Genomic DNA, 26,219 nt, shown 5'->3' with positions numbered 1-26,219 from the left:
CTACACTCCTAAAAACGCTCAAAATCCCATCAACAGAGGCTTCAATCATGATCATTGTGATGCGTGCGGGCGCACCCGCTGAAGAGATCGATCGCGTTGCGGACGAGTTCAAGAGCTGGGGCTTGGATCCCGAAAAAATCGTCGGGAAACATAAGGTGGTGCTGGGTCTGGTGGGCGACACGGCCAGCATGGATCCCGAACGGATGGAAGAAATTAGCCCCTGGATTGAACAGGTGCTGCGGGTGGAACAGCCGTTCAAGCGGGCCAGCCGGGAATATCGCCACGGGGAAGCCAGCGAGGTTACGATTCCTACCCCCAACGGCCCGGTAACGATTGGCGAAAACCACCCGATCGCGGTGGTGGCGGGCCCTTGCTCCGTGGAAAACGAGGAAATGATTGTGGAAACGGCCCTGCGAGTCAAGGCAGCCGGGGCCCAATTCCTGCGGGGTGGGGCCTTCAAGCCTCGGACTTCGCCCTATGCGTTCCAGGGCCATGGTGAAAGTGCTTTGGAACTGTTGGCGGCGGCTCGGGATGCGTCCGGATTGGGGATCATCACGGAGGTGATGGACACGGCCGACATCGAAAAGATCTACGAAGTGGCGGATGTGCTGCAAGTGGGGGCCCGCAATATGCAGAACTTCTCGCTGCTGAAGCAGATTGGGGCCCAAGATAAGCCGGTGCTGCTGAAGCGGGGGATGTCTGCCACGATCGAGGAATGGTTGATGGCCGCGGAATACATCATGGCGGCGGGCAACCCGAACGTGATCCTCTGCGAGCGCGGCATTCGCACGTTCGATCGCCAATACACCCGCAACCATCTGGATCTGGCTGCTGTGCCGGTACTGCGCCGCCTCACCCACTTGCCGATTATGGTGGATCCTAGCCACGGCACGGGCTGGGCCCACTTCGTACCCACGATGGCCAAGGGATCGATGGCTGTGGGCTGTGATTCGCTGATGATTGAAGTCCACCCGAATCCGAAGAAGGCCCTGTCGGATGGGCCCCAATCCCTGACTCCGGATCAGTTCGATGCGTTGATGGTGGAGTTGGCGGAATTTGGCCGGGCCCTGAAGCGGTGGCCCACTCCGGCGGCTGTGCCTGCGTTGGTGTAGCTAACCGTTGCCATGTGATGAGTCGGGCCGGGCGGTGATTTGGGTTCAACCGAGTCCAGCCCAGCCCGATCGGGTTCAATCCCGTTGAATCGGGTGTGATGAACTCTTTGCCTGAAATTCAATTGTGAAGTGATGGGGCGATCTGTTCGATCGCCCCATTACTCTTAGGGGTGGAATCTTGGGGATCCGCAAGCGACTGGAACCGAGATCCCGCCGTGAATTTCGGAGGCGATCGAGGCGATCGAAACAATCCAGCTCAGCCCCAACAAACTGTTCAGACTACTCCAGGGCGATCGCCCGTTGATAGGCTTGCACTTGCAGATCGATCCCCGTGATGGCAGTTCCCACAACCACGGCAAAGGCTCCCCGATCGATCGCAGCCCGGGCCATGGCCGGCGAAGCAATGCCCCCTTCACAAATGCAAGGCACTGTCAGGCGCGTGACCATTTGCGTTAACAGATCCCATCCCGGCGGGGTCTGATCTTGGGTCGCTTCCGTGTAGCCATACAGCGTTGTACCCACCAAGTCAGCTCCCGCTTGGGCGGCGGCTTCGGCCGCTTCCCAGGTGTCAATGTCGGCCATCACCGGTTTCCCCAATTCCTGATGGATGCGATCGATCAGTTGGGCGGCGGTGTCCCCTTCGGGGCGCGATCGCAGGGTGGCATCAATGGCGATGATGTCGGCCCCGGCGGCGGCGATCGCGGCGGCATCGGCAAAGCGTGGCGTGATGTAAACCGAGGAGCCGTGTAGCACCTGCTTCCAAAGGCCAATAATTGGTACATCGGCCCCCAAGCGCGATCGGGTTGCCATCACATGCTCGGGACTGTCTAAACGGATACCCACCGCCCCCCGCAACACAGCCGCTTGGGCCATGGTGGCAATGATCTGAGGATCCCGCAGGGGGGAATCGATCGGGGCCTGGCAAGACACGACCAAACCACCACGCAATTGTGTTATCACCGGCTCAACCCCTAACATGAACATTATCAATCGTTGAAACAGTTGAAACAATAGACGAACTAGCCGACTGAACCGGCCGGCCGTCTCGAACCGAAATCTTCGGTTGCTGGGCACACCAACCCCAGGGCAACCTAACCCAAGCTAGGGGTGATGGCTGTGAAATTCCGTTGCACGAACAAGCGCCCCTCCGAGATCCCACGTAAAATGCCCACGTAGAATGAAGCTAATTTTCTGTTTGGATTGCCCCCAAGGGCCACAGAATACCCTAGCCAGCCTACGGGGGTTGGCCACGCTCCCCCCTGCTCCAAGCTGCCCTCAACGCGCTTTTGGGATGGAAACAATCCTGTGAATTCCCCCGATGCCACCACTGCTCTCCAGCCTGCTGCCCTGGAATCCTACACCTTGGCCCTAGGGCTTTGTCGATCGGGGCAATGGACAGAGGCGATCGAGCTGTTTGGCCAGGCGATTAGCCTCGCTCCCAATTGCAGTGCCCTGTGGAATGACTGCGGCAATGCCCTGGCTCGCACCGGCTGCCTTCAGGATGCCATCACCTATTACGATCGGGCGTTGGTGCTGGAGCCGCAAAATCCCCACTATTGGTATAACCGGGGCACGGCCCTTGATGGCGCTGGGCAATTGGAGGGAGCCTTAGCCAGTTATCAAAAGGCGCTGAACTTTGCACCACTGGATCATCGTCTTTGGAATAATTTGGGCGTAACCCACTTCCGGCTGGGCCATTGGGAAGCGGCCGCCCATAACTATAGTCGGTCGATCGAACTGAATCCCACCTGTCCCCGCGCCTGGCACAATCGCGGCGTGGTTTTACGCAAGCTCAATCGAGACAGCGAGGCGCTCACCTGCTATGAGCGATCCCTGGAATTGGAACCCGCCAGCGCCGCCACTTGGTATCAGCGCGGGATCGTCCTAGACAATCTCAAGCGCCACGATGAAGCCATTGCCAGCTATGACAAGGCCCTCGGCTTGCGGGATGGCGACCACAATATTTGGCATAATCGCGCGATTTCCCTGCGTTGGGCAGGTGATTTGGCAGGGGCCCTCGAAAGCTACCAAAAAGCCATTACCTTTGACGCGGCCGATGCGGATACCTGGTACTATCGCGGCCGCCTGATGCGGCAGTTGGGGCGCATTCGGGAGGCGATCGCCAGCTATGACCTCTCCTTGACCCTGAACCCTGAACAACCTAATGCTTGGTACGATCGGGGCAATGCCCTCTTCTCGATCGGGCAATTACAAGCGGCGATTAAAAGCTACGACGAAACGATCAAGCGAGATCCCACCAAGCCCACCCCTTGGTATAACCGCGGCCTGGCACAACTCCGGCTGCGGCAACCGGAAGCGGCCCTGATGAGCTACTTGAAGGCAGCCGAACGCGGCCTATCATTACCGGAGTTGCAATTTTGCCAGGCCTGTTGCTACCTGCTGCAAACCCAGCGATCGGATTGCAGTGACTGGGAACGCCAAACGGCTCTCGATCGCGCCGCCAGTTGTTTGCAAGCGGCAATTGCGGCCAACCCCGATCGCTACGGTTCCTTCGCCACCGCCCACCAACTATTTGAGCCGGTCAAGCCCGATGCCAATGGCCGAATTAAGCCCCTGAAAGGCTCATCTGTGTCTTAGAGATCTAGGGATCTAGGTGGTCAATCCGATCGCCCGCTGCCAGTTGCACCACGATCGGCTGGCCACCTTCCGTATGGTGTCGATCGGCCCATTCCCGCAGCACCCGATCCAAATCCGCCATCGCTTCTCCCAGACGATCGGGCGCAATATCCAACTCCTCGATCGCCCGCATGGCCTGTTGTTTCTCCGGATTCGCCGCCCATTCCCGCAGCAATCGGAAATAGGTCGCCGTATCCTCCACCGCCGTGTAGCTGCGGGCTTCGGAATCCTTCGGAGTCCAGTAGGAAGCTCGCACCAAGGCATAGAACGGCATTCCCCAAGGCGAATCCAGCCGCGACACCGTTCCCGAGTGCAACAATCGCCGCTTGATATGTTCCGTCAGGGCTTCGCTCAGGGGCATTTGCTGTTCGATCGGGAATGGCTCCTGCGATCGGCGATGCAAAAACTCAATTAGCTCCATGAACTGGAACGAGTTCAAAACCTGAGCATCGGGCAACTGATCCGGCAGCTTCCGTTCCAAATAATGCTTTTCTTCACCGGTTAGGCTCGTCCCCGGAATGCGGGGCTGACCCGGCTTCCAGGGAAACCGCTCCATCCAAACCGCCGGCAACTGAATCAGGTAGCGCGGCTCCTGGGATCCCAACATCCGCAGCAGCTTGCCTTCCGTCAAGGCCTCGCGCACCTCCTCCACAATCGCCTTCACCCGCTTTGGCTCAATGTGGTGCAAATAGCCCGTATGGCGTAGGTTTTGCCCCTGTTCCAAATAAGTCAGGTAAATGGCGCATTTTGCCGCCGTAGCCGCCGCATCCAAAAATGCCCCGTGGCGGTGGCCACCGGTTCGCATGGCACTAAAGGCCAAAAACAACAGGATGCGATCCATCGCTCCGGCGCTAATGCGCTCAATGAGATCGCGATCGCTCAGTTGCGACTCTTCCAGCACGCGGTGAGATCCTGAACCCAAAACAGCTAACCCTCAATATCAGACCAGCTTCAATAGAACTTTCACGGGAGCGCTTTCATGGGCAAACGCGGAACAATCACCGATCGCGATCGCGCCAAAAACGCCACCCGATCGAGCAACTGACCTTCAAAGCAACCTGCGCAGACCCACCGGCCCAAAAAACCGGTAAAGTCAACCGCCAGCGCCGCCTGAACGCCCCCATTTCCCCTTCAGGAAGGAAATTTCTAATAATCGCCCCATTGTGCCATTGGTACTCTGAGACGGCCAAGGGCGATCGTCAGAGATTGGGGGGGAAATACCCGGATGGGTGATTCCCCTTGGGCTTCCAACTTAGCACCCCATCAGACGTTGACGAACCCCTTCCGCAATTCGTTGACCCAGATATTCTGGAATCAAGCTCTCATTGGGGCCCAGTAGATACAAAATCAGCCTTGTTCGTCCCCGCCACACCAGCAAATTGGCATTCACCACCAGCAGATCCTCTTGCCAGATGGCATACATCACCTTGTAGAACAACCCCGGCTGGTTATCCGCCTCAATCAACAGAGCGGGCAAATGGAACACCGGATCCACATAGAACTCCGTTTCCACCTGCTCCAACCCCGCATCCAGGTTGAATTCCACCGCCAGCATCTCTTCCACCTCGAAGTGGCCAGCCAGCGCTTCACGAATGGCGCGGCAAACATTTTCCGAAGTCTTCTCCGTCAGAGCCTTGCTGCCCCGAGACACCACCAACTTGATGAACACCAGCATCGGCGGGTGGATTTGCCCGTAAAGGCTCAAGCTGTGGATCGTCAGGCCATAGGCCGCCAGCACCCCAAAAATGTCACTGAGCAGAAAGGATTGGTTGCGATAGGCAAAATGCAGTGCGCTTTTGCCCCCTTCCGGCTTCAGTTCAATGACCGCTTGGCGAGTTTTGTAGAGTTGATAGGCCAAGCGCAGATTTTGCAGTTGAATTTCACTGCTGACAAACTGCTCATAAAATTGCGGAAAGGCCCGGTTGAAGCGCTTGAGCAAGTCGAGCGTTGAGGGCTTGAGACCCGAACTCATACCGGATGAAACCGCACCTGCCACCGTGTTTTACCGCTGATAGCGCTTTGAATCCATCTTGACATTCCGTCACTATTCCACTAGCAATTGCCGCAATTTGCTAACAAATGCCGCAATCGGGAAACATCCTGTTGGGTGGCGGTGAAGTTGGCTTCATCCGCTCTACAGGCTGACACAACCCAACCGGCCGCCTTTCGCGTCATAACCACGGTGGGCGATCGCGACGGGGAGCACCCTTCAGAGACAGCCAGCTTTGCCAGCCAGCCTCAGAACAAGCAAGGGTGACGGCGCGATCGCCGGTTCCGCAACGCGACTTTAACGGGACTTTCTTTAGCGGGACTTTTTTAGATGGCCTGATGATCTCAATCGATGGCAGGCCAAGGGACTTGGCTTATGGTTCCCATTAAAACCTATATTGGCATAGAAATTGACGGCTCGGTGGGCAACCCCGCCCCTTGAACCACAGAAGCGCCAAACCGGCACATGGCTGGGCTGGCCGGGCAGTGGCGAAACCGCTGAATCGATCGCTGAGGTTCATCAACGGCTCCTGAATTTGGGTTGGAATTCGGGGTTGCGGCGGCTTCTTTTCAGTCTTGGGTTGCCAGTTGCCGGGAATGATCCAAGTTTCGCGCAACCCATGGCACAATAGAGCGCAATCACAGCGTTTTCTAAACCAACCTCAACCAACCATGGCGTGGTAATCACCGCACGGTGCAGAGCGATCGCGCCCCTTGCCGGTTGAGTGATTAGCCCCATGGCTGCATCGTCGTTGTGGCGAATTGGTCTCGGGTACTGGCTGTCGCTGGCAAGTGTTAAGACAGATCGTGTAGGCTCACATGGGGTTTTGGAAGAGCTTATTTGGAACACAGGGAGATCGCCCGGCCGCAACGGTCGAGGCGGTTCCCGGCTATCAACCCCTGGAGCGAGATCCGCAAACGGGTGAGATTCGGGTTTTCTTTAGTACCGATCGCGATATTGATCTGTACGACCTTGAAGAGCTTTGCGATGCGGTGGGCTGGGCCCGTCGGCCCTTGCGCAAGGTGAAAAAAGCGATTCAACACAGCTTCTTGGTGCTGTCCATGTGGGAGCAGCGGGGCGCAAAGCGGCGACTGATTGGCTTTTCGCGGGCCACGTCGGATCATGCTTTCAACGCCACCGTGTGGGATGTGGTGGTGCATCCAGATTTTCAGGGCCGAGGTTTTGGCAAGGCGTTGATGCGCCAAACGATCGAGCAGTTACGCCGCGAAGACATCAGCAACATTACGCTCTTTGCCGATCCCCACGTGGTGGATTTCTACAAGGGTTTGGGGTTCATGCCCGATCCGGAAGGGATTAAAGGCATGTTTTGGTATCCAGATTAGGGCTGAGCGGGCAGTGGTTGGAGTCCCTGCGCCTGTTCCGCCTCAGCATTCACAGCGTCTGTGATATGATGGCCTTGTCTGTGGCTGTGGGCGAACTTTCTCCCGTGCAAGCCACTAGCGCCGGCCATCAACGTTGGCCGTCAACACCGGGATGTAGCGCAGCTTGGTAGCGCGCCTGCTTTGGGAGCAGGATGCCGCAGGTTCAAATCCTGTCATCCCGATTCAGCAATTTCAAAAACGCCGGAACCCAAGTCAGAACTTGGGCCGCCGTTGGCGATCGCAATCTGCGGGTTCGATCAAAATTGATCGAAATCGATATCGAAATCGATATTGATCAAAGTCGATCGAACCGGATCCACCACCATCTCCAGGCAAATCATCGGGGCAAGGGGTTTTAACCCCTTGTCTTTAGTCTGTTTAGGATTGCTTGATCAATTCCCTAAACCATTGATCCCATTGATCGATGATGTTGACCAATGATGATTAACGATCGACTGATTGATTTTGGTGATCGACTCTGGTGATCGGCTCTGATTATTGATCAATCGTTTTGATGGACTCGATCGCCTGCCAAATCATCACGCCCGTGAAGGACAGCACAAACAGCAACTGAAACAGATAGAGGCCGGGATAGGTTTCCAGAGAAATCATGATCAGAGGTGGGGATCTTGTGTTGGGGGTTCGATCGGCTCGTTGATTTCAACAATACTCGATCAATTGAGACCCTGGGGAGCCACGCAGGCCAGGCCGCGCAATAGTAAACTAACCGGATAGGCCAGGGGGCCGAAATGGTTAGATCCACGGCGATCGCTCCTTCAGATGCTGTGGTTGGCCGCTGGTTTGCCTCTGGTCTCGATCGCGAGTTTTGCAACGTTGGCAACCATGATCATCGGCTCTGGATTGATGTTCATATTCGTCAGCTCGGTAGATTCGGTGTCGGTAGGTTGGTGATCGATCGGGTTGTGTCCCGATCGCCCTAGATCGATCACACTGGATCGATCGCCCATCGGAGCATCAGAGGATCATCGGAAGCGCATCTAATGGAGATCGCCGGTTCTGTGGTTGCCAATGGTTGCCAACGTTTGCCAATTCCCCATAACCACCCAACCCGCACTGCTACAAACCGATGGTTGCTACGCCCGCTGCTCGCCCCCAAACCAATCACGCTGATCAGACGGATTCCCAAACCTCCAGCCTGCAATATCTTCACCCCCAATCCGAAGGCGGCCCTGAGCCATCACCCAACCAACTGTTGATGCCCCTCACGGCTCGCGTGAACGATCGCGACCATTTGGAAGTGGGCGGTTGCGATGTGGTGGAACTGCTGGAACAGTTTGGCTCGCCTCTATACATCCTGGATGAGGAAGGACTGCGGGCGGCCTGTCGCCAATACCGAGACTCATTCAAGCAGTTTTATGCGGGAGAATCCCAGGTACTCTACGCCTCCAAGGCCTGGAGCTGTTTGGCGATTTGCGCGATCGCCCAGTCGGAAGGCTTGGGCGTGGATGTGGTGTCGGCGGGCGAAATCCTCACGGCCCTACGAGCGGGCACGCCGGCCGCCAAGATTTATTTGCACGGCAACAACAAATCCCGGGCTGAACTGGAATTGGCCGTGCGATCGGGCTGCAACATCATCACCGACAACTGGCTTGACTTGCACACCTTGGCCAGCTTCTCCACCTCGGAGCCAATTCGGGTGATGGTGCGGATCACGCCCGGCATTGAATGCCACACCCACGAATACATCCGCACGGGCCACATTGACAGCAAGTTTGGCTTTGATCCAACCCAAGTAGATGAAGTGCTGGAGTTTTTAGCCCAGCAACCCCACTTACACTGCATTGGGCTACATGCCCACATCGGCTCTCAAATTTTTGAGCTGCAACCCCACAGCGATTTGACCGATACCCTGGTGCAGTGGTTCGTTAAGGCCCAGCAGTTGGGGCTGCCGGTGGCGGAGTTGAATGTGGGCGGTGGTTTGGGCATTCGCTACACGGAATCCGATGACCCGCCGAGCATTGAGCAGTGGGTGCAAACGATCGCCCAAGGGATCACGGCAGCCTGCGATCGGACGGGATTGCCCCTGCCCAAGTTGCTGTGCGAACCGGGTCGATCGCTGGTGGGGTCTTCCTGCCTCACGGCCTATCGGGTTGGCAGCCAAAAAACGGTTCCCAGCATCCGCACCTACGTTTCTGTGGATGGCGGCATGTCCGATAATCCCCGACCGATCACGTACCAATCCTTGTATCGATCGGTGGTGGCGAACCGAATGAGCGCCCCTTGCACGGAAACGGTTACCGTAGCCGGTAAGCACTGTGAATCGGGCGATGTGCTGATTCGGGATGCTCAATTGCCGGCCCTGGAAACGGGGGATGTGTTGGTGGTGTTGGCCACGGGGGCCTATAACGCCAGCATGGCCTCGAACTATAACCGCGTGCCTCGACCGGCGGCGGTTTTGGTGCGCAATGGTCAGGCTGATCTGATTCTGGAACGGGAAACAGATGAAGACTTGCTGCGGTTCGATCGCCTGCCCGATCGGCTGCAAGGGCTGAGCTAAACCTCCCGCCCCCCGTTTTGCCCCCAGGGTTCATCAACGGTTGTCCACTGGGGGCCTGCGCCATTTCGTAGACCGATTCTTGAGTTGTCCGAGACCCGCTGTTGCTGCTGCAAGCGATCGATATCGGCCTAGTTTTGCTCCTGACGTATGCCCTGTTGGCCGTCGTCGGCGAACGGCGAACCCTGTGGATGGTGCGCGGGTTCGTCGTACTGATGTTGGCGGCGGCGGTGGCCCAGCGTTGGGGGCTGTCGCTCTTGAGTTTTTTCCTGGGCAACTTGACGGTTGGGGCGGCCGTGGCCATGGCCGTTATGTTGCAGTCGGAGTTTCGGCGCTTGTTGGAAAAGTTGGGCCGGGGCCAAGTGGGGGAGTTGTTGTCCCGATCGCCCGACACGGCCCCAGGCACCGACAACACGATCGATGAACTGGTAGACGCGGTGCGGGAACTGTCCCAAAACCGCACAGGGGCCCTGTTAGTCTTGGAAACCAGCGGCACGATCGATGAGCGCGATTTTTCCGTGCCTGGGGTGCGTTTGGATGCGGAAGTCTCGAAAGAGTTGCTGCAAACCATTTTCCAAACCTCCACCCTGTTGCACGACGGAGCGGTTTTTATTCAGGGCGATCGGGTCACTTCAGCGGGAGCCATTTTGCCCCTGTCCGATCGCCAAGCCTCTCGCCAGCTTGGAACTCGCCACCGGGCCGCCATGGGCGTGACGGAACGGATGGCCAACTGTCTTTGCATCGTCGTTTCCGAAGAAACCGGGTCGATTTCCGTGGCGGAGCGCGGCCAACTGGAACGCCCGATCGCCAGCAGTCGCCTGCGGGAAATTCTGAAAACCAAGCTCGCCTCGCCCAGCGATCGGGAACAGCGAGTCACGTCCCTGCGACAGTTGCGGCGACAGTTGCTATTCTTCACCGGCCTGTGGCGCAAGCGGCGATAGATGCCCGTGCCCGGTGGAAGTTCTGCCCCTCACCCAACCATTTCGGCCCTCAATTCAAACGGCCCAACCAACCCCTAGATTCACCGGCCAACGCCCCTACCCCGTGGGGCCGCCCGGGGAGAGCGTCGAGTTGCGATCGTTCGGGTATGCTCATGGGAAGCAAGCCAGCAATTTTTGTTGACACGCGCTAATCTGAACGAGACTTCCTGCACAACTGCTCTCAAATTCACCTCCCATTGCGTTCTCCATTCGCAGAGGTGGTGAAGACTTTATCTTGCGTCGATTCATATGACCGCAAAACAACTCCTATCGCGTGAATTGCCCGCCGATCTCGATCGAGCGCTGTTGCCTCGCCATGTTGCTGTGATTATGGATGGCAATGGCCGCTGGGCAAAGCAGCGCGGCCTCCCACGCATCATGGGTCATCGCCGGGGAGTTGATACCCTTAAAGACTTAATTCGCTGCTGCAAAGATTGGGGCATTCAAGCCCTCACGGTCTACGCTTTTTCGACAGAAAATTGGGGTCGCCCCGCCGAAGAAGTAGACTTTTTGATGATGCTTTTTGAGAAAGTTCTGCGGCGAGAACTTCAAGAATTAATTGAAGAGTTGGTGCGCATTCGGTTTGTGGGCAATATCCATGCGCTCCCCGATTCTTTGCAAGCAGAAATTGCCCATGCTTCAGACCTTACGCGCCACAACAATGCTCTGAATTTCACCGTAGCCACCAACTACGGCGGACGACAAGAAATTTTGCAAGCTTGCCGAGCGATCGCCGCTCAGGTCAAAAGCGGTGACCTGGCGATCGAGTCCATTGATGAACAGCTCTTTGAGCAACATCTTTACACGCGCGAACTCACCGATCCCGACTTGATCATTCGCACCAGCGGCGAAATGCGAATCAGCAATTTTTTGTTGTGGCAAATTGCCTACGCAGAGCTTTACGTCACCGAAACCCTGTGGCCAGAGTTCGATCGCGCCGCTTTCCATCAAGCCCTCATGAGCTATCAAAAGCGCGATCGACGCTACGGCAAAGTGCGCACCAAATAAAGTTCAGGCTCAAAGTTCGCACCCCAATAATGACGGGTTGAACCTCAAGTTCACTAGCGATTTTCAAGAATTTCGTGCAAGGCTTTCGCACAAAACTTCGGATCAAGATTCCAGCGCAGGACTCTGCTTCAAGGCCCCGAGAAGATTGCATCTTCAATATCCCGCCGACTCAAGGAATATTTAAACGATCGCTGGGTAGATTCTCCAGATCCATCCGCATCCAAGTAGTAAACCGTCAGGCGATCTTCTTCTAGATATAACGTTGCCTGCCAAGCATCCTTTTGGATATGCCAACAATGCAATGCTTCGCGATCTTGGGTGCAACCTTGGGATAGCAGCCACGTCTCAATTTGTGGCAAAGGATGGTTATAAAGGGGCGAGTCTTCTGAGGGCAGGGTCATAACAACAGCAGAGATCGGGGACTGAAAATCAAGCGATTGTTAATCGCAATAATCGTTAGCAGTGATTGAATATTCTGATTTTGGGAGATTCAATCAAAATTGAGGGCCGCTCTGCATTGTAAAGGAATTCAGTGGAAGCGGCTAGCCAACAATACCGGCTTGCGTTATCAACACCTATCGTTTTTAGGGTTATGTTGATCAAGTTGCCGATCGACTTGATCAACATAACCAATCACTATCCCGAATCATGATTTAGGGCATATGACCCAACAGAAAATAGGTATCCATATCGCCTTTCCCTTTGATGTGAACTAAGCCACGATGCTCAAATTGGTAAGAATTTTTGAGCAGGGCATAGGTGGCGGCTGAGGTTTGAATTCTCCCTGGAATGCCATGCGATTCCATCCGCGAGGCGGTGTTGACCGTATCCCCCCAAAGGTCATAAATAAATTTCTTCAGGCCAATCACGCCTGCCACCACGGAGCCACTATGAATCCCGATGCGAATTTGAAAATCACGTTTTTGCCTGTCGTTAAACCGACCCATGACTAACTGCATGTCTAGGGCCATATTCGCGATCGCCTGGGCGTGGTCGGCGCGCGGGGTGGGCAAACCCGCCACCACCATATAGGAATCGCCAATCGTTTTAATTTTCTCTAGGCCATGGATTTCTGTGAGCTGATCAAATTCCGAGAAAATTTCATTCAATAATTCCACCAGCTCGATCGCACTCAAATTTGAAGCGATTTCCGTAAAACCGACAATATCCGCAAACAAGACGGTGACGGCGGCAAACTGTTCTGCGATCGTTCTGGCATTGCGCTTCAGACAATGGGCGATCGTTTCCGGCAGAATATTTAACAGCAAGCGCTCAGATTTTTCTTGCTCTAGTAACAGGGCTTCTTCGGCCTTGCGACGTTCCACATATTGCCCCAACTGGCTGCCCAAACTTTCGCCTAAATTCAACAGATCAGGACTCACGAGTTGAGAGGCTTGCTTGAAAAACAGCAAAATTCCCAACACTTGATCGCCGGTTTTAATCGGAAATCCAAACCCCGTTTTGAAGTTTAGATTCTGAATTTCCAAAGTTCCCGCCGGAACCGCTTGATCCGGAAGATCTTGTTGCCATTTAGCCTTCGTTTCTTGCCAAACCTGCGAGAGGAAACTGTGATCTTCATTCAAGCGCAGGCAACGCACTGGCTTCCAATCGTGGCTAATTTCTAGTACGGGAGAAAGCCAGTGATCAATGCAGTGGGCAGATGGATTTCCGCTGCCAACGTCTGTGCGATCGATTAACCAAAATTCTCCCAATTGCCAATCAAATTCTTGGCACAAAGCTCGAACCACTGCCGACAGAGCTTGGGTGGCAATATTCGACTCAGAAATAATTCGCGTAATTAAATGTTGAACCGATTGATATCGTTGGCGGCGTTTTTCTTCCGTAACATCGCGCCCCACATACAGAAAATCTTGAACCGTTTCTGCACGCCCCAACTGTCCCGTTAGGGTGTTGGTGAGGCGCGATCGGGAAAAGGCAATCACCAAAATTGCGCCGGTCTTAGTTTGGCAAACTGCTTCCCCTTCCTCCGCCGCCAACAGGTGTCCTGGCTCTGGAGCCGATGGGGCATCTCGGCGCGCCAAAATTGCCGACATGGGCTGACCAATTAACTCCTCAGCTTCGTAACCCAACAGATGACGAGTGGCCGGGTTCACCATCCGAATTAAACCTGCTTCTGAAACCAAAAGCAGCATTTCACTCATGGCTGAAATAATTTGATCAATCTGTTGCTTGGTTTCCTCTAAATTCCGAATCAACAGATGTTTTTCATTAGTCGCTTGAACCAACACTTGTTCCAAGCTCATGCGATCGGTTACATCTTCTAGGAAAAAAATTAAATAGTGTTCAGGAGTGGGGCTGGGGTGGGCCGTAATATGAATATCAAAATAGATTGGGGAGCCATGGGCGGTGACACGGCCAATGCCCTTGATGTTGAATTCTGGGCGATCGCCCGCTGCCACCTCCACCAAAATTTCATCAATCCCAAAGAGTTCTGGGAACAGTTCATAAATCTCCAGCCCCAGCAATTGCGCAGCCAGTTGCTCAGGACTGAGACCCGGGGCAGTGGGTGCCAACTGGCCTGTGGAGTGATCCACAGCCCCATCCGTTGGGGCCTCGATCGGGGCGATCGCTCCCGCCTCCGCAGACTCCACCAACATCTCCAGCAATCCTGAGTCGATCAAAGGAGCCACATTGCCCTGAACCGAAACCACCTGGAAGGCTTCGTTCACAACAATCAATTGGATATGCTGAGGCAAGGATAATTTCATTCTGCTCAAGAGGCCGCAGCAACAGCAAAGTTGACTTTAAATTACCCACTGTGGATGCCAACTATTGCATCCATGAAGACCTTGAAGACTATAGCTCTCCTTCGGTTACCCGTTGAGCATCGATTGCGATAGCTCTAGGAACATCTTGTCAACATTATCGCCCGTTTTGGCGGAAGTGGCATAGGTCGCCACCACCTGAGACTCATGGGCAAAGCTATGCAACCCCATAACCTTAGTCAGCATTGTTGGTTCAATGAGATCTGCCTTATTAAAGGCAATCACGACGGATCCCTTAGGATTAACTTGCTGAAACATTTGTAGGTGACGATCGAGGTTTTCTACCGTTTCCATGCGGCTACTGTCAGAAACAATAATGATTCCACTCGCACCACGGAGATAGGACACATCGATCGGCTTGTAATCTGTGCATCCTTCAATATCCCAGACCATTAATTGAAACTTGTCGCCTTCTGGCAGCTTAAGGCTAGTAGCATCAATTAGTTTTTTGGAGATCTTAACGCCAACGGTTGACAAATATTGATCACTAAATTGACGATCAACAAACCTACGAATTAGACTGGTTTTGCCAACACTAAAATCGCCAACCAGACAAATTTTCTTAGAAATAGTTGCCATTTTGCCCCCAACACAAGTCTCAGCGAAGTCAAATTATACCTTGAAGGATTCCAGGAAGGATTCCAGGCATCTTTTAGTTTTTAGCCTATAGTTTTTGGCTTGTCGGGGTCGGCGCTCAGGTTTTGTCTGGCACTGTTGACGATCGGGTGGGGGCCTGCAAACGGTTGAAGTTCCGATGCCTCAGAGGTTGGGGAGATGGCTGGCGATCGATCAACGATGCGTCGATTATCTCTGCATCGTTGATCACAGGTTGGGGGATTTGCGGCAGCCATCATCAAACTTTCGCCATTTCAGCAGTGAACAATAATTTTATTATTTTCAGAATAAGGTTTTCTTAAAAGCACTTAATCTCTTCACAAGTAGTTACGATCATCCAAGAGCAGCTTTCTATCTCTTTCAATTTTGTTCGTTCTCGATCAGCCCTTCAGATTTCTCAGAGTTAATTAGTGAAGGAAGATATAGCCTGAATGAGTGAAAATTAGATCTCTTGAATTTTGATTTGAATGAGTTTCAGATCCAATAACCAGGAGGGTGATCATTGCACACCAACTAACTGCTCGATGGCATTTGCCATGTAACGCGATAATCGGTTTAGATGTAATTTCTAGTTCTGGATTTAAACATCAATCCTAAACATTCATTTACAAGATTGATCCGAGAAATTAATTACTAAATTGATAATTAATTGATTGAATTATTCATTAAATGATGAATTTGGAGATTTTTAAAACGAATGAGACAATAGTGCTAATAGGAATATTTGAAAAATCAAAATTGACATATCAAAAGTTTATAAATCAACGAATCTAGCAGTAAAAATAAGAGGCTGCAGTTTTTAATTTCACAACAACTGGCGTTTGGCAAGTACTCCAAGATACTATTCAGGTGCTTTCCGAAGGCTGGGTACAGAATCGATCAGGACGCTTCTGTTGAAACCAGGCTTGTAATTGTTGCTGACAGTCTTGGCCCAAGACACCGCCAATAACCGGCAATCGGTGATTGGAAGCGGCACTGGTGGGCAAATTAAGCACAGAACAAATGGCTCCCGCTTTGGGATCGATCGCCCCAAAAACAAGCAACCCAAGTCTAGCGTTAATAATTGCCCCCGCACACATGGGGCAAGGCTCCAGGGTGACGTAAAGAACGCAATCGTTTAGATGCCAATTTTGGCGCGATCGCCCGGCCCGTTGGAGCGCCAAAATTTCCGCATGCCCCGTGGGATCGCCATCCCGTTGCTTGCGGTTTTCCGCCTGCGCGATCGCCTGGCCTTGTCCATCCACCACGATCGCCCCCACGGGCACATCCCCGGCGGCCCCGGCGGCGGCGGCCAATTGCAAGGCGTGACCCATCCAATGTTGATGTTGGGGGTGTTCCGGCTCCAGGAGCGTGCGATCGATGTGGCAGCTTTTGCGAGCAGCGTTTCCCGAGGTGATCAGTTGTGGTGTTTCCAGCTCCTGACTGATTCGCAACATCGCTCTCGCCCCGCAACTTTGCAACTCCAACAACCTGCTACCAACTGGTTTCTAGCCAATTAACGCTACCTGTGAGCCGCTTGGCCCCTAGCCGCGATTGGCAGCCTCCGCCCCCCAAGCGGCGATCGCCACGGCCAACGCATCGGCCGCATCGTCCGGCTTGGGCAAGGTGGTCAAATTCAGTTCCCGGGCCACGGCGGCTTGCACTTCGGGCTTCTTGGCGTTGCCGTAGCCGGTGAGGGCTTGCTTAATTTGAGCCGGTGTGAATTCTACCCAAGGAAGTTGCCGTTGAGCCAAAACCAGCAACACCACCCCACGGGCTTGGGCTACGGCGATCGTGTTGCCCATCCGATAAAAAAAGAGTTTTTCGATCGCCACCCGATCCGGCTCAATTTGGTCAATGACCGCGTGCAAATCGTCGTGAAGGGTCACCAACCGATCGCCAATGGGCTGGCCGGCAGGGGTGGCAATGATGCCAAAGTCGATCAATTCGATCGCCACCGGGTCGATCGCCACCGGGTCGCTCGATCGCCAACCCAACGAACCATCACTCCCAAAAACCGGATCCCCAACGGCGGGAACACTAATTGCCCCAAATCCTAAAATGGCTAGCCCCGGATCAAGGCCCAGAATCCGTTCCCGATCGGCCATAGCTACTCCATGAATCGATCGAGCCGCTTGCGCACCGACAGCCGCACCAACGCCCGCACCAGCAACACCACCGCCACTCCCGACCCCGCAAACACAAAGGCCGCCCAGTGGGCCAAGGGCCCCGTCACCAAAACCGCCCCGCTAATTAACAAACAGCCCGCCAAGCAGGTGTACATCAAACATTCGATCGACAGGTTCAGGCGTTTCAGGGCCCGATCGGTTTCCGTCGATCGCACCCGCAGCTCCAGCTCACCCCGTTCAATTCGTTGCTCCAGCCGCTGAATTGCCAGCACCGTTGGATTCGGCTTGCTCAGTTGCGCTTGCACCGTATCCAGAGCCAACTTAGCCAAGCCCAGCCATTTTTGGGTTTTGTTGGCTCCTGGCCCTTCCGCGAGCGATCGATTGGGATCAATGCCCGCAAACTGCTTCACAAAGGGTTTGGCCAGCGCAATCAGGTTATATTCCGGATCCAGTCGCCGCGCAATGCCATCCAGCGTTGTAATCGACTTCAAAATGTAAGTCATTTGGGCCGGCAGTCGGAACGGTTGCTGCTCAAACAAAGTGGCAATTTCCCGGCGCATTTCCGTGAATGCATTCACATCCACCGGCCGCTCCGCAAACCGTTCCAGGGTAAATTGCAGCAGTTTCCGCACCGGTCGCATATCCGAAACCGGCTCAATTAATCCCATGGAAATTAGGGATTCCAACACTGATTCACTATCTTTTTTCAGAACCGCAAACAGGGTTTGCAGCATCTGTTCTTTGGCCAGGGATTTCACTTCCACAAACATGCCAAAGTCATAGAAAATCAGCGATCCATCTTGGGTCACTGCCAGGTTTCCCGGGTGAGGATCTGCCTGAAAGAAACCATCTTGCAAAAGCTGTTTTAAGTAGCAACAAACGCCCAACTGATTCAGCTTTTTGGTGTCAATGCCACAGGACACCAGCGCCTCGCAGTCATCCACCTTAATTCCCGGCAGATATTCCATCACCAACACACGGGAAGTGGTGTAGGGCCAATGGATTTTGGGAACTCGGACGTTTTGAAATTCCTGAAAGTTTTGGCGAAAGTGATCGGCGTTGTGGGCCTCGTGAACGTAGTCAATTTCTTGATAAAGAATCCGAAAAAATTCTTGATAAATGGACTCCAAATCGTATTGCTGAGTCCAGGGAAAGAGCAGCTCGCTCCAGTGAATTAAACGCCGTAGAACTTTGAAATCCAGATCAAACAGCGGCTCTAGACCCGGGCGCTGAACTTTGACCACGACCCGATCGCCCCCAGGCAGCACGGCCCGGTGAACTTGCCCCAAACTGGCCGCCGCGATCGGCTCCGGTTCAAATTCCAGAAAGAGTTCTTGAACAGATTGGCCCAGCTCCGCTTCGATCGTGGCGATCGCCAGATCCGTGCTGAAGGGCGGCACGGCATCCTGCAATCGGCTGAGGGCGGTGATATATTCCCCCGGCAACAGATCGGGGCGAGTGGACAGGGCCTGTCCCACTTTGATAAACGCGGGTCCCAAGTTCACCAGGGTTTGGGCTAGCCACTGGGCCCGGCGACTGCGTTGCTCACTGCTGTTTTGTTTGCGAACACGATCCCACCACAGGGCCGAGACAAATCGCCCGATTGCGATCGTCACGTCCTTCTGCCGTTCCCAACTGGAATATCGGGGTTTTTGCCAACGGGGGGCTAGGGGCTGGGGCTTGGCTTTAACCAGCATTCGAGCGATCGAGCAAAGTAGCAGTCTCAGTGTAGGGGATTTTGGCGAAGCCAGTCTCAGCCAACTAATTCCAGCCAATTAATCTCAGCAAGCCCTAATCCAAGCCCTAATCTCAGTTCATGCACTAACACAGGTCACGGCTGGAGGAATTGGATCGATCGGGGCGATCAGGATGATCGGGGCATCAGTCCCGATCGATCCCTAAAGTTTTGGGGCGATCAGCCGATCTTACGGTTACGACAGAGCCAGAATCAGTCCGATACCGCTCAATTAACTCAATTAACTGACGGAAGTGCCACCAAGGCCCATTTCAGACCCCAATTGGCTGTCCAAGCCGTAATGGTTGATGCAGCGGAACAGATCACCCAAGGTCAACAATGGCCAGCTTCAGTGTTCAGACCTCGGAGCTGAGGTTTTGAGAGTTCCGACTTTTGAGGTTTAAGTTTGGGATTCAAGTGCTCCAGCCTTGATCTGTCCCAGTCCAAACCCCAAAGCTCGCTGCCATCAAAGCACCAGAGCCGCCTAGAAGCATCACAGCAGGTTCACGGGATCTCACGCGCAAAACCCGCGCAAACGACCCATGAAGACTTATTCTGATTCTGGCAATTGACCGCTGGATGGGGCGATCGCACTTGGCCACCCGATCGCGGGGCACAATGCCCATCCCAACGGCCCGCATCGAGTTCGCTTTTGGATTTGGAGAAAACGCATGGAAATGACCGACACGGGGATCGTCGAAATTCACGCGCGAGAAATTTTGGATTCGCGGGGTCGTCCCACCGTCGAAGCCGAAGTCACCCTCGAATCGGGGGTAACCGGCCTGGCTCAGGTTCCCAGCGGCGCATCCACCGGTACTTTTGAAGCACACGAACTGCGGGATGACGACCCCGGCCGCTATGGTGGCAAGGGCGTGCTGAAAGCCGTTGAAAATATTGAAGAGCAAATTTCGCCGGAACTCTACGGCATGGATGCGCTTGATCAGGCCAGCATTGACCTGGCCATGATTGAGCTGGATGGCACGCCCAACAAGTCCAAAATCGGTGCGAATGCCATTTTGGCCGTGTCGCTGGCCACGGCGAAGGCCGCCGCCGCCACCGCCGGGTTGCCCCTCTATCGCTACCTGGGCGGCCCCTTGTCGAACGTGTTGCCCGTGCCCCTCATGAACGTGATTAACGGCGGGGCCCACGCGGACAACAATGTGGACATCCAAGAATTCATGATTGTGCCCCACGGGGCCAGCAGCTTTGCGGAGGCCCTGCGCTGGGGGGCGGAAGTGTTTGCAGCCCTGAGCAAGGTGCTGAAGGATAAAAACCTGCTGACGGGTGTGGGCGATGAGGGCGGCTTTGCACCGAACTTGGGTTCCAACCAAGAGGCGCTCGATTTGCTGATTGCGGCGATCGAGAAGGCCGGCTACAAACCGGGCGAGCAAGTGGCGCTGGCGCTGGATGTGGCTTCGACGGAGTTGTACAAGGGTGGGAATTATGCCTTTGATGGGGCAACCCACAGCCCGGCGGAAACGATCGCCTATTTGGACAAGTTGGCGAGCCAGTACCCGATCGTGTCGATCGAGGACGGCCTGAGCGAAGACGATTGGGACAACTGGGCGGCGATGAATGCCAGCCTGGGCAGCCGCACCCAACTGGTGGGCGACGATCTGTTTGTGACCAATCCAACGCGCTTGCAAAAGGGGATTGAGCTGAAGGCGGCCAATGCCATTTTGATTAAGCTGAACCAAATCGGGACGCTGACGGAAACCCTGGAGGCGATCGACCTGGCCACCCGCAGCGGCCTGCGCTCGGTGATTAGCCACCGTTCCGGCGAAACGGAAGACACGACGATCGCCGATTTGGCCGTGGCCACGCGCGCCGGTCAAATCAAAACCGGTTCTCTCTGTCGGAGCGAACGGGTAGCGAAATATAACCGCCTGCTGCGAATTGAGGATCAACTGGGCGATCGGGCGGTTTATGCCGGAGCGATCGGCTTGGGCCCGAAGTTCTCGAGCTAGGCCTCTCCTGAAAGCTGGTGCAGCCTGGCCGATCGGTTCAGGCTGTGCCTACTAGCATGGCTGCCTTAATTCACTGGGTTAAATGACATGGCTGTTACCGTCACTTGATCGTTAAGCAGCAAGGGGCTTAAGCCCCTTGTTACCACGACTGGCTCCGCAACTTTGACCCAATATTTTAAGGATGTCGCGCTACTACCCTCTCAAAACCCGATCAGGCTCGGCTGGCAGCTCGCCATAGAGACAAAACGCATTTTTTCCCATCCCCTTGGCCGCAAACATGGCGGAATCGGCATATTCAATGAGTTGATCGGCCGTTTCCGCATCATCGGGAAACAGGGCCACACCAATGCTGACCGTAATTTGGCAATCACAGCCCTCAACGCGATAGGGCTTGCTGACGGCGGCCAGGAGTTTTTCGGCCACCCTGGCCGCCACGTCCCCTTGAGGAATGGCCGGCAACAACGCCACAAATTCATCACCGCCAAATCGGGCGATCGTGTCGCTGCCTCGCAGGTTTTGGGTCAGGCGTTGGGCACATTCAATCAACAACAGATCGCCGGCCCGATGGCCCAAGGTATCGTTCACGGCCTTAAACCCATCTAAGTCCAGATATAAAACCGCGCTCATGAACCGATCCTGGCGGGCTTGTTGCAGCGCCACATCCAAGCGCTCATAGAAATATTTACGGTTCACCAATCCCGTGAGGCCATCGTGGCGAGCTTGGTATTGCAACACATCGTGGGCTAGCTCCAGTTGCTGGGTATAGTCCCGCAGTTCGGCGGCGGTGCGGCGTAATTCCGCTTCGGCTCGGCACTGCTCGGTAATATCGCGCATCACCCCCACCAGGAATTGATTCCCGGCTCGATCGCGGTGGAGGGTGCGCTTGGTGCTCACCATTCGTTCTCGACCAAAGGGATCGGGCCAGGCAAATTGGGTTTCGGCGGGCCCCAACTGGTCGATCGCCCGTTGATCTTCCGCCGTGAGGGCAGCGGCCAACTCAGCAGAAAACACATCCTCTGCTCTTTTACCCAACAGATCGGTGGTGGTTAGCCCCGTGAAGTTGCAAAAGGCAGGATTCACGGCAATCCAGCGCCGATTTTGGTCTTTCACAAACAGTGGCTCGGGAATGGCGGCCAAAACTTGCTGAAAAAAGAGGGTCGATCGGGTCTGTTCCTGTTGCCGCTGAAAGGCCAGCAGCCACAGCCCCCCGGCGCTGGCCAGCGTGCCCATGGCCACCGGCACGATTGGAATCCACCACCCCCACCCCAGGCTCAGGCTGGTGAAACTGCCAATGCCCAACAGGGCCAAGGCCAGGTGAAAAGCCGCCTGGCCCATGGAGCGAGATCGCTTCACGGCGATCGCCCCGGCCGCGGTCCACAGCAAAATCCAAACCTGTTCCACCCAGTCGGGCCAAGTGCGAATGGGCGGCCGCCCCTCGATCGCGGATTCCAACAGTTGCTCGATCGCCTGGGCCTGCAATTCCACCCCAAAGATGGGTTGGGCCGAATCCCGTCCTTGGTTGCTGTAGGGCGTGTAGGCATAGTCCTTCAGGCTTTCGGTCATGGCCCCAATGACCACAATTCGCCCACTGAGTTGCGCGGGCGACACCTTCCCCTGCACCACGTCCCGCCACCAAACCACCGGCACGGTTCTGGAGGGGCCCCGCCAATCGGCCAGGATTTGGTAACCACCGGCATCAATGCCCTGGTAGCCGCCACTGTTGGGGTCGATCGGGGACAACCGCAGCCGCCCCAGTTGCAGTTGTTTGGGATCTTCGGTTTTGGTCAGGGTCACTTGGCGCTGTTGCAAATACAGTTGGGCCAACACAAAGGCAAAGCTCTGATGCATTTGGCGTTGGCGCGTTTTTGGATCCGTATGCCACCAATAGAGGATGTGGCGGCGCACCAGCCGATCGGGATCGATGATGATGTTGTTAAACCCAATTTGCTGATAGCGAGCCAGGGACGCTGCGGGCAGGATTCCTTTTTTTTCCGAGTCGGGCATCAGCCGAATACCGACGATCGGGACAGGACTGTTCTGAAAAATTTCCTCTAGGCGTTCCTGACCAGGGGGTAGGGGCAAATCTCGGTAAATATCCAGCCCGATCGCCACGGGACGAGCCGCCACGAGTGTTTCCAACAGTTTGGCCAAGTCTCGATCGCGGGCGGGCCAAACCTTCAAAAATTGAATATCCGGTTCATCCACCCCCACAATCACCACCCGATCGCGCAGGGGCGGGGTCGATCGGGCCCGAATCAGCCAGTCATAGGCCACCAATTCCGCCTGCTGGAGCCAGCCCCAAGAGCGAGCCAACAGCAAGCCACCGGCCACCGCCGCCACCAACAAAACATCAGCGACCTGGCGCGTTTGCCAGGGCAGGCGTTGATCGCGCCATTGACCCCATTGCCACACGGTGCTTGTTTCCTCTTCGGTGGGTGCTGCCGACTGTTGAACTCCGTAACAACGGTCAGCTCTCAGTCAGAGCACTTGGGTTAAGACAATGCACTTACCCTGAAAACAAGGCACTTACCCTGAAAAAAATTTCCTGCCGCTAGGGTAATACCGATCAGCCGTGATTCGACCCTAGCGAGGCCGCACCCGCAACCACTGATCTAGCCAGCCAATTTGGCGACGGCGACGGCCCTGGCGCTTGAGGCGCGAAGATTCCAGGGTTTCGTAAGGATAGGGACGCGGCGCACGCTCCACCCGATCGAACGTTCGCCGCGTCACCACCGGATCGGCGGCCGGCTGCTGCCACCACACGGAAATAATTGATCCAGCAGCGCCACCAAAAATCGCCAGCACCAAAGCTGACAGTGTGCTGTAGCCCACCCCCACCAGGGCAAGCCAAAACAGCAAGAACCAAACTAAGCCTTGATACAGATAGCTCACGGGTCTGGGGATTGTCGCGATCGGGGCGGCCGTTGCCCAAATTTGCCAAGTTTGCCAAGCACTGAGTGCGAATTGGGAACCAGATTACTCAGCGCCAGATTACTCAGCGCCAAATTACTCAGCACCAATAACCGCAGGCAACTTGCGCAGGGCCAACAGCCGCCACCGGGAAAATCAGCTACTGCAACTTTAAATCGCCCCCCCGGGCTGTGTCTACCTCGCGCACCCAAAGGCGTTCCTCATTGCTGAAGGCCTCGAAGGCCGCCACTTGAGCCGCCAACAGATCAGCCGTGGCATCGGCAATGTCACCGGTTCGCTGATTGAGTCGATCGCGCAGCACCTCGATCGGGGCTTGGCAATGGACAATTTCCAAATCCAATTCCCGTTCTTGGGTGGCGGCAATCACCGTTTGGCGCAAGGCTCGGCGATCGTATTTGGCATCGAGAATCACCGTTTCGCCCCGACTGGCCAGATCCAGCCCCAATTGCAGCAGGTGATCGTAGGTTTTGGCGGTCATTTCGGCACTGTAAAGGGATTGCGGCCCCTTTTGGTCGAGGGGCACAGCGCCCAAGTGTTTGCGCACCGCATCCGATCGAATCTGAATCCCGTTGGTTTGGCGAGCCAATTGCCGAGCCACGGTTGATTTGCCCGATCCCGACAGGCCACACATCAAAATTACCTGACCCGATCGGGGTTGGGCATAGCTGGCCGCTTGGCGATAGTAGGCGGTAGCTCGATCGTGGGCGGCGGCTCGATCGGCCTCCGGAATCGCCGGGTCATTCAGCAAAAAGGAGGTGACCTTGGCCCGCACGTAGGATTGGCGGCTCAGATACAGCGGCAGCAGGGCCAAACCAGCCCAATCGCCCGATCGCTCCGCATATTCATTGACAAAGGCATTGGCTAAATCAATGCGGCCCCGAGCTTCCAAGTCCATGGCCAAAAAAGCCACGTCGTAAATTGTGTCCACAAACCGGAAAGGTTCGTTGAACTCAATGCAGTCGAACAACAGCGGGCGATCGTTCAGCCAACAGATATTGCCCAAGTGCAAATCGCCATGGCCATTGCGAATGAACCCGCCGGTCACACGACTTTGGAATAGCTCCCCATTTTCCGCAAAAAAAGCTTCCGTCCAACTTTGGGTCAGGTCAAATTGTGCTTGGGTTTGGGGCCCGCCAATGTAACCCGTGGTTTGTTGAAAGTTCTCATCAAAGGAAACTTTAATTTGCGGGATTTCCCCAAAGGTATTGATGTAATCGCTGGTGGGAGCGGTGCGGTGAAATTCCGCCACCACCCGGGCCAACTCAATGATGTCCGCTTCGGTGATTTCGCCGCGATCGAACCGAGCGCTCATCAAATTTTCCTGAGGAAATTGATGCATTTTGACGGCATATTCCACCGCCCCATTGCTGGCTTCAGCTTCGCCCACTTCCGCCAATTGGTAGCGATCGCCCGTTTGAATAATGGGAACTACGCCCACATAGAGTTCCGCTGCACTACGTTGGTTGAGCGCAATTTCTTGAGCGCAAAACTCCTTACGCCGCTCCAGGGTGGAATAGTCCAAAAAGCCAAAGTTCACCGGCTTTTTGAGTTTATAAACCCAGTCTCCCGTAATAAACACAAAGGAAACGTGGGTTTGGATCAGGGCGATCGGCTCCTGCACCGGATGGGGATAGAACTCCGGCTGAAGCATCTGTTGCACCAAGGGCGGCAGCGTCGAATCCATGCACAAAACTCCTGAGGGGGACTGGCTCAATCTCGCTGCTTGCATTCAACAGGTTCAGTGCAGCGAATGCAATGCAACAAATTTTCAATACAAGCGCTCAACAAGCTCTTAACAAGCTTTCAACAAATCCTCAATCAGCCAAATTGAACGCCCAGGACTCCCAATTCAAGATGGGTTCCAAATACGTTCCAGATACGTTCCAAATGCACTCCAAATATGTTCAAAACACAAAGTAGGGCAATCGAAACTCAATTGCCCTACTCTCGCTTCATCAAGCATCCAGTTAGATTGCTAGGCGATTTAGCCCTTCGCGGCCAGGAAGCTGACATGATAGACCATGGTTGACTTCCAGGGGTGCTTTTGCACTTCTTGCAGCACCACGGAACCCTTCCAGTTCAAATCAGCGATCGTGAGTTCAACCGGAGTTTCGCCCACCTTAACCGATCGCAGCATATAACCCAAATCCCGGGCGTTGATCGTCAGCAACACCGAGTTTGCGCCGTCGTGACCGTAGAGGTTCGCCGGAATCAAGCCTTCGCGACGCAGAGCACCGGGCTTGCTGCCTTCGGGACGGACTTGGGCTTCAAAAGTAAGGCTCATGGATGGTTCTCCTATTGTGGGATCGATCGCACTTAGTCAAGCAAGAATCGGCGGGCGATCGAGCTATCGTCGGCGTAGAAAGCCAAAGAATATTAACAGAAATTCAACCCCATTCCCCAGGCTTGAGCCGTTGAAAGGGAGCCTGAACAATCAGGGCATTTTCAGGCAA

22 protein-coding genes and 1 tRNA gene are annotated in these 26,219 nt (G+C 54.9%); 9 read left to right on the top strand and 14 right to left on the bottom strand.

Features of this window, described 5'->3' with window-relative positions:
• Positions 1–47: 47 nt before the first annotated feature.
• Positions 48–1,112 (top strand): 3-deoxy-7-phosphoheptulonate synthase, encoded by a 1,065-nt coding sequence (gene aroF, locus H6G53_RS12040; RefSeq protein ID WP_099531877.1) that lies wholly within the window; start codon positions 48–50, stop codon positions 1,110–1,112.
• 279 nt (positions 1,113–1,391) lie between these two features.
• Here aroF and H6G53_RS12035 read toward each other — a convergent pair whose 3' ends face one another.
• Positions 1,392–2,090 carry an N-acetylmannosamine-6-phosphate 2-epimerase gene (locus tag H6G53_RS12035; RefSeq protein ID WP_190533203.1) on the bottom strand — a complete coding sequence of 233 codons (699 nt, stop codon included), beginning with the start codon at positions 2,088–2,090 and terminating at the stop codon, positions 1,392–1,394.
• Positions 2,091–2,417: 327 nt separating this feature from the next.
• On the opposite strand from H6G53_RS12035, the gene H6G53_RS12030 reads away from it, so the two are divergent.
• Complete coding sequence (locus H6G53_RS12030; protein WP_143472900.1) at positions 2,418–3,710, top strand: tetratricopeptide repeat protein; 1,293 nt, start codon at positions 2,418–2,420, stop codon at positions 3,708–3,710.
• Positions 3,711–3,714: 4 nt separating this feature from the next.
• Here H6G53_RS12030 and hetR read toward each other — a convergent pair whose 3' ends face one another.
• From hetR to H6G53_RS18995, 3 genes are all read right to left on the bottom strand, one after another.
• Positions 3,715–4,671 carry a heterocyst differentiation master regulator HetR gene (gene hetR / locus H6G53_RS12025; RefSeq protein ID WP_255407481.1) on the bottom strand — a complete coding sequence of 319 codons (957 nt, stop codon included), beginning with the start codon at positions 4,669–4,671 and terminating at the stop codon, positions 3,715–3,717.
• A gap of 330 nt (positions 4,672–5,001) precedes the next feature.
• Positions 5,002–5,721 carry a hypothetical protein gene (locus H6G53_RS12020; protein ID WP_099531879.1) on the bottom strand — a complete coding sequence of 240 codons (720 nt, stop codon included), beginning with the start codon at positions 5,719–5,721 and terminating at the stop codon, positions 5,002–5,004.
• Between the two features lie 80 nt (positions 5,722–5,801).
• Positions 5,802–5,930, bottom strand: a complete 129-nt coding sequence (locus tag H6G53_RS18995; protein ID WP_255512363.1) for a hypothetical protein — start codon at positions 5,928–5,930, stop codon at positions 5,802–5,804.
• A 627-nt stretch (positions 5,931–6,557) separates the two neighbouring features.
• Here H6G53_RS18995 and H6G53_RS12015 point away from each other — a divergent pair.
• The 6 genes from H6G53_RS12015 to H6G53_RS11990 all read left to right on the top strand — a co-directional run bounded on the left by H6G53_RS12015 (position 6,558) and on the right by H6G53_RS11990 (position 11,624).
• Entirely contained in the window at positions 6,558–7,082 is a 525-nt protein-coding gene (locus H6G53_RS12015) for a GNAT family N-acetyltransferase (RefSeq protein WP_099531882.1), read from the top strand.
• A 147-nt stretch (positions 7,083–7,229) separates the two neighbouring features.
• Positions 7,230–7,303, top strand: a tRNA-Pro gene (locus H6G53_RS12010).
• 567 nt (positions 7,304–7,870) lie between these two features.
• On the top strand, positions 7,871–8,062 hold the full coding sequence (locus H6G53_RS12005; protein WP_143472901.1) for a hypothetical protein: 192 nt from the start codon (positions 7,871–7,873) through the stop codon (positions 8,060–8,062).
• A gap of 146 nt (positions 8,063–8,208) precedes the next feature.
• Positions 8,209–9,639 (top strand): diaminopimelate decarboxylase, encoded by a 1,431-nt coding sequence (lysA, locus tag H6G53_RS12000; RefSeq protein WP_190533200.1) that lies wholly within the window; start codon positions 8,209–8,211, stop codon positions 9,637–9,639.
• A 98-nt stretch (positions 9,640–9,737) separates the two neighbouring features.
• Positions 9,738–10,577, top strand: a complete 840-nt coding sequence (gene cdaA, locus H6G53_RS11995; protein WP_190356167.1) for a diadenylate cyclase CdaA — start codon at positions 9,738–9,740, stop codon at positions 10,575–10,577.
• Between the two features lie 288 nt (positions 10,578–10,865).
• Positions 10,866–11,624, top strand: coding sequence for an isoprenyl transferase (locus H6G53_RS11990; protein WP_190533196.1), 759 nt, complete (start codon positions 10,866–10,868; stop codon positions 11,622–11,624).
• Positions 11,625–11,752: 128 nt separating this feature from the next.
• On the opposite strand, the gene H6G53_RS11985 is transcribed toward H6G53_RS11990, so the two are convergent.
• The 6 genes from H6G53_RS11985 to H6G53_RS11960 form a co-directional block, all read right to left on the bottom strand.
• On the bottom strand, positions 11,753–12,025 hold the full coding sequence (locus H6G53_RS11985; RefSeq protein ID WP_190356165.1) for a DUF3143 domain-containing protein: 273 nt from the start codon (positions 12,023–12,025) through the stop codon (positions 11,753–11,755).
• A gap of 252 nt (positions 12,026–12,277) precedes the next feature.
• Positions 12,278–14,353: an adenylate/guanylate cyclase domain-containing protein gene (locus H6G53_RS18750; RefSeq protein ID WP_242030889.1), complete on the bottom strand. Its 2,076-nt coding sequence runs from the start codon at positions 14,351–14,353 to the stop codon at positions 12,278–12,280.
• 105 nt (positions 14,354–14,458) lie between these two features.
• Entirely contained in the window at positions 14,459–14,989 is a 531-nt protein-coding gene (locus H6G53_RS11975; protein ID WP_190533193.1) for a Rab family GTPase, read from the bottom strand.
• Between the two features lie 881 nt (positions 14,990–15,870).
• Complete coding sequence (tadA, locus tag H6G53_RS11970; protein WP_190533190.1) at positions 15,871–16,461, bottom strand: tRNA adenosine(34) deaminase TadA; 591 nt, start codon at positions 16,459–16,461, stop codon at positions 15,871–15,873.
• 87 nt (positions 16,462–16,548) lie between these two features.
• A complete protein-coding gene (gene ruvC, locus H6G53_RS11965) occupies positions 16,549–17,112 on the bottom strand; it encodes a crossover junction endodeoxyribonuclease RuvC (RefSeq protein WP_190533187.1) in 564 nt (187 codons plus the stop codon).
• Positions 17,113–17,114: 2 nt separating this feature from the next.
• Entirely contained in the window at positions 17,115–18,830 is a 1,716-nt protein-coding gene (locus H6G53_RS11960) for an AarF/ABC1/UbiB kinase family protein (RefSeq protein ID WP_099531892.1), read from the bottom strand.
• Between the two features lie 715 nt (positions 18,831–19,545).
• Between H6G53_RS11960 and eno the strand changes: the two genes are divergently transcribed.
• Positions 19,546–20,835 carry a phosphopyruvate hydratase gene (gene eno / locus H6G53_RS11955; RefSeq protein ID WP_099531894.1) on the top strand — a complete coding sequence of 430 codons (1,290 nt, stop codon included), beginning with the start codon at positions 19,546–19,548 and terminating at the stop codon, positions 20,833–20,835.
• 192 nt (positions 20,836–21,027) lie between these two features.
• Here eno and H6G53_RS11950 read toward each other — a convergent pair whose 3' ends face one another.
• The 4 genes from H6G53_RS11950 to rplY all read right to left on the bottom strand — a co-directional run bounded on the left by H6G53_RS11950 (position 21,028) and on the right by rplY (position 26,050).
• Positions 21,028–23,247: a CHASE2 domain-containing protein gene (locus H6G53_RS11950; protein ID WP_190533183.1), complete on the bottom strand. Its 2,220-nt coding sequence runs from the start codon at positions 23,245–23,247 to the stop codon at positions 21,028–21,030.
• Between the two features lie 171 nt (positions 23,248–23,418).
• Positions 23,419–23,727 carry a hypothetical protein gene (locus H6G53_RS11945; protein WP_099531896.1) on the bottom strand — a complete coding sequence of 103 codons (309 nt, stop codon included), beginning with the start codon at positions 23,725–23,727 and terminating at the stop codon, positions 23,419–23,421.
• Positions 23,728–23,905: 178 nt separating this feature from the next.
• Positions 23,906–25,450 (bottom strand): bifunctional aminoglycoside phosphotransferase/ATP-binding protein, encoded by a 1,545-nt coding sequence (locus H6G53_RS11940; protein WP_190533180.1) that lies wholly within the window; start codon positions 25,448–25,450, stop codon positions 23,906–23,908.
• 300 nt (positions 25,451–25,750) lie between these two features.
• The gene (rplY, locus tag H6G53_RS11935) at positions 25,751–26,050 is read right to left on the bottom strand and encodes a 50S ribosomal protein L25 (protein ID WP_099531898.1); all 300 of its coding nucleotides are present in this window, start codon (positions 26,048–26,050) and stop codon (positions 25,751–25,753) included.
• Positions 26,051–26,219 lie beyond the last annotated feature (169 nt).

Source organism: Limnothrix sp. FACHB-406 (genome assembly GCF_014698235.1).
GTDB lineage: Bacteria > Cyanobacteriota > Cyanobacteriia > CACIAM-69d > CACIAM-69d > CACIAM-69d.
The sequence above is the reverse complement of the archived record's forward strand: the minus strand, read 5'-3'. Positions and strand labels throughout refer to the sequence as shown.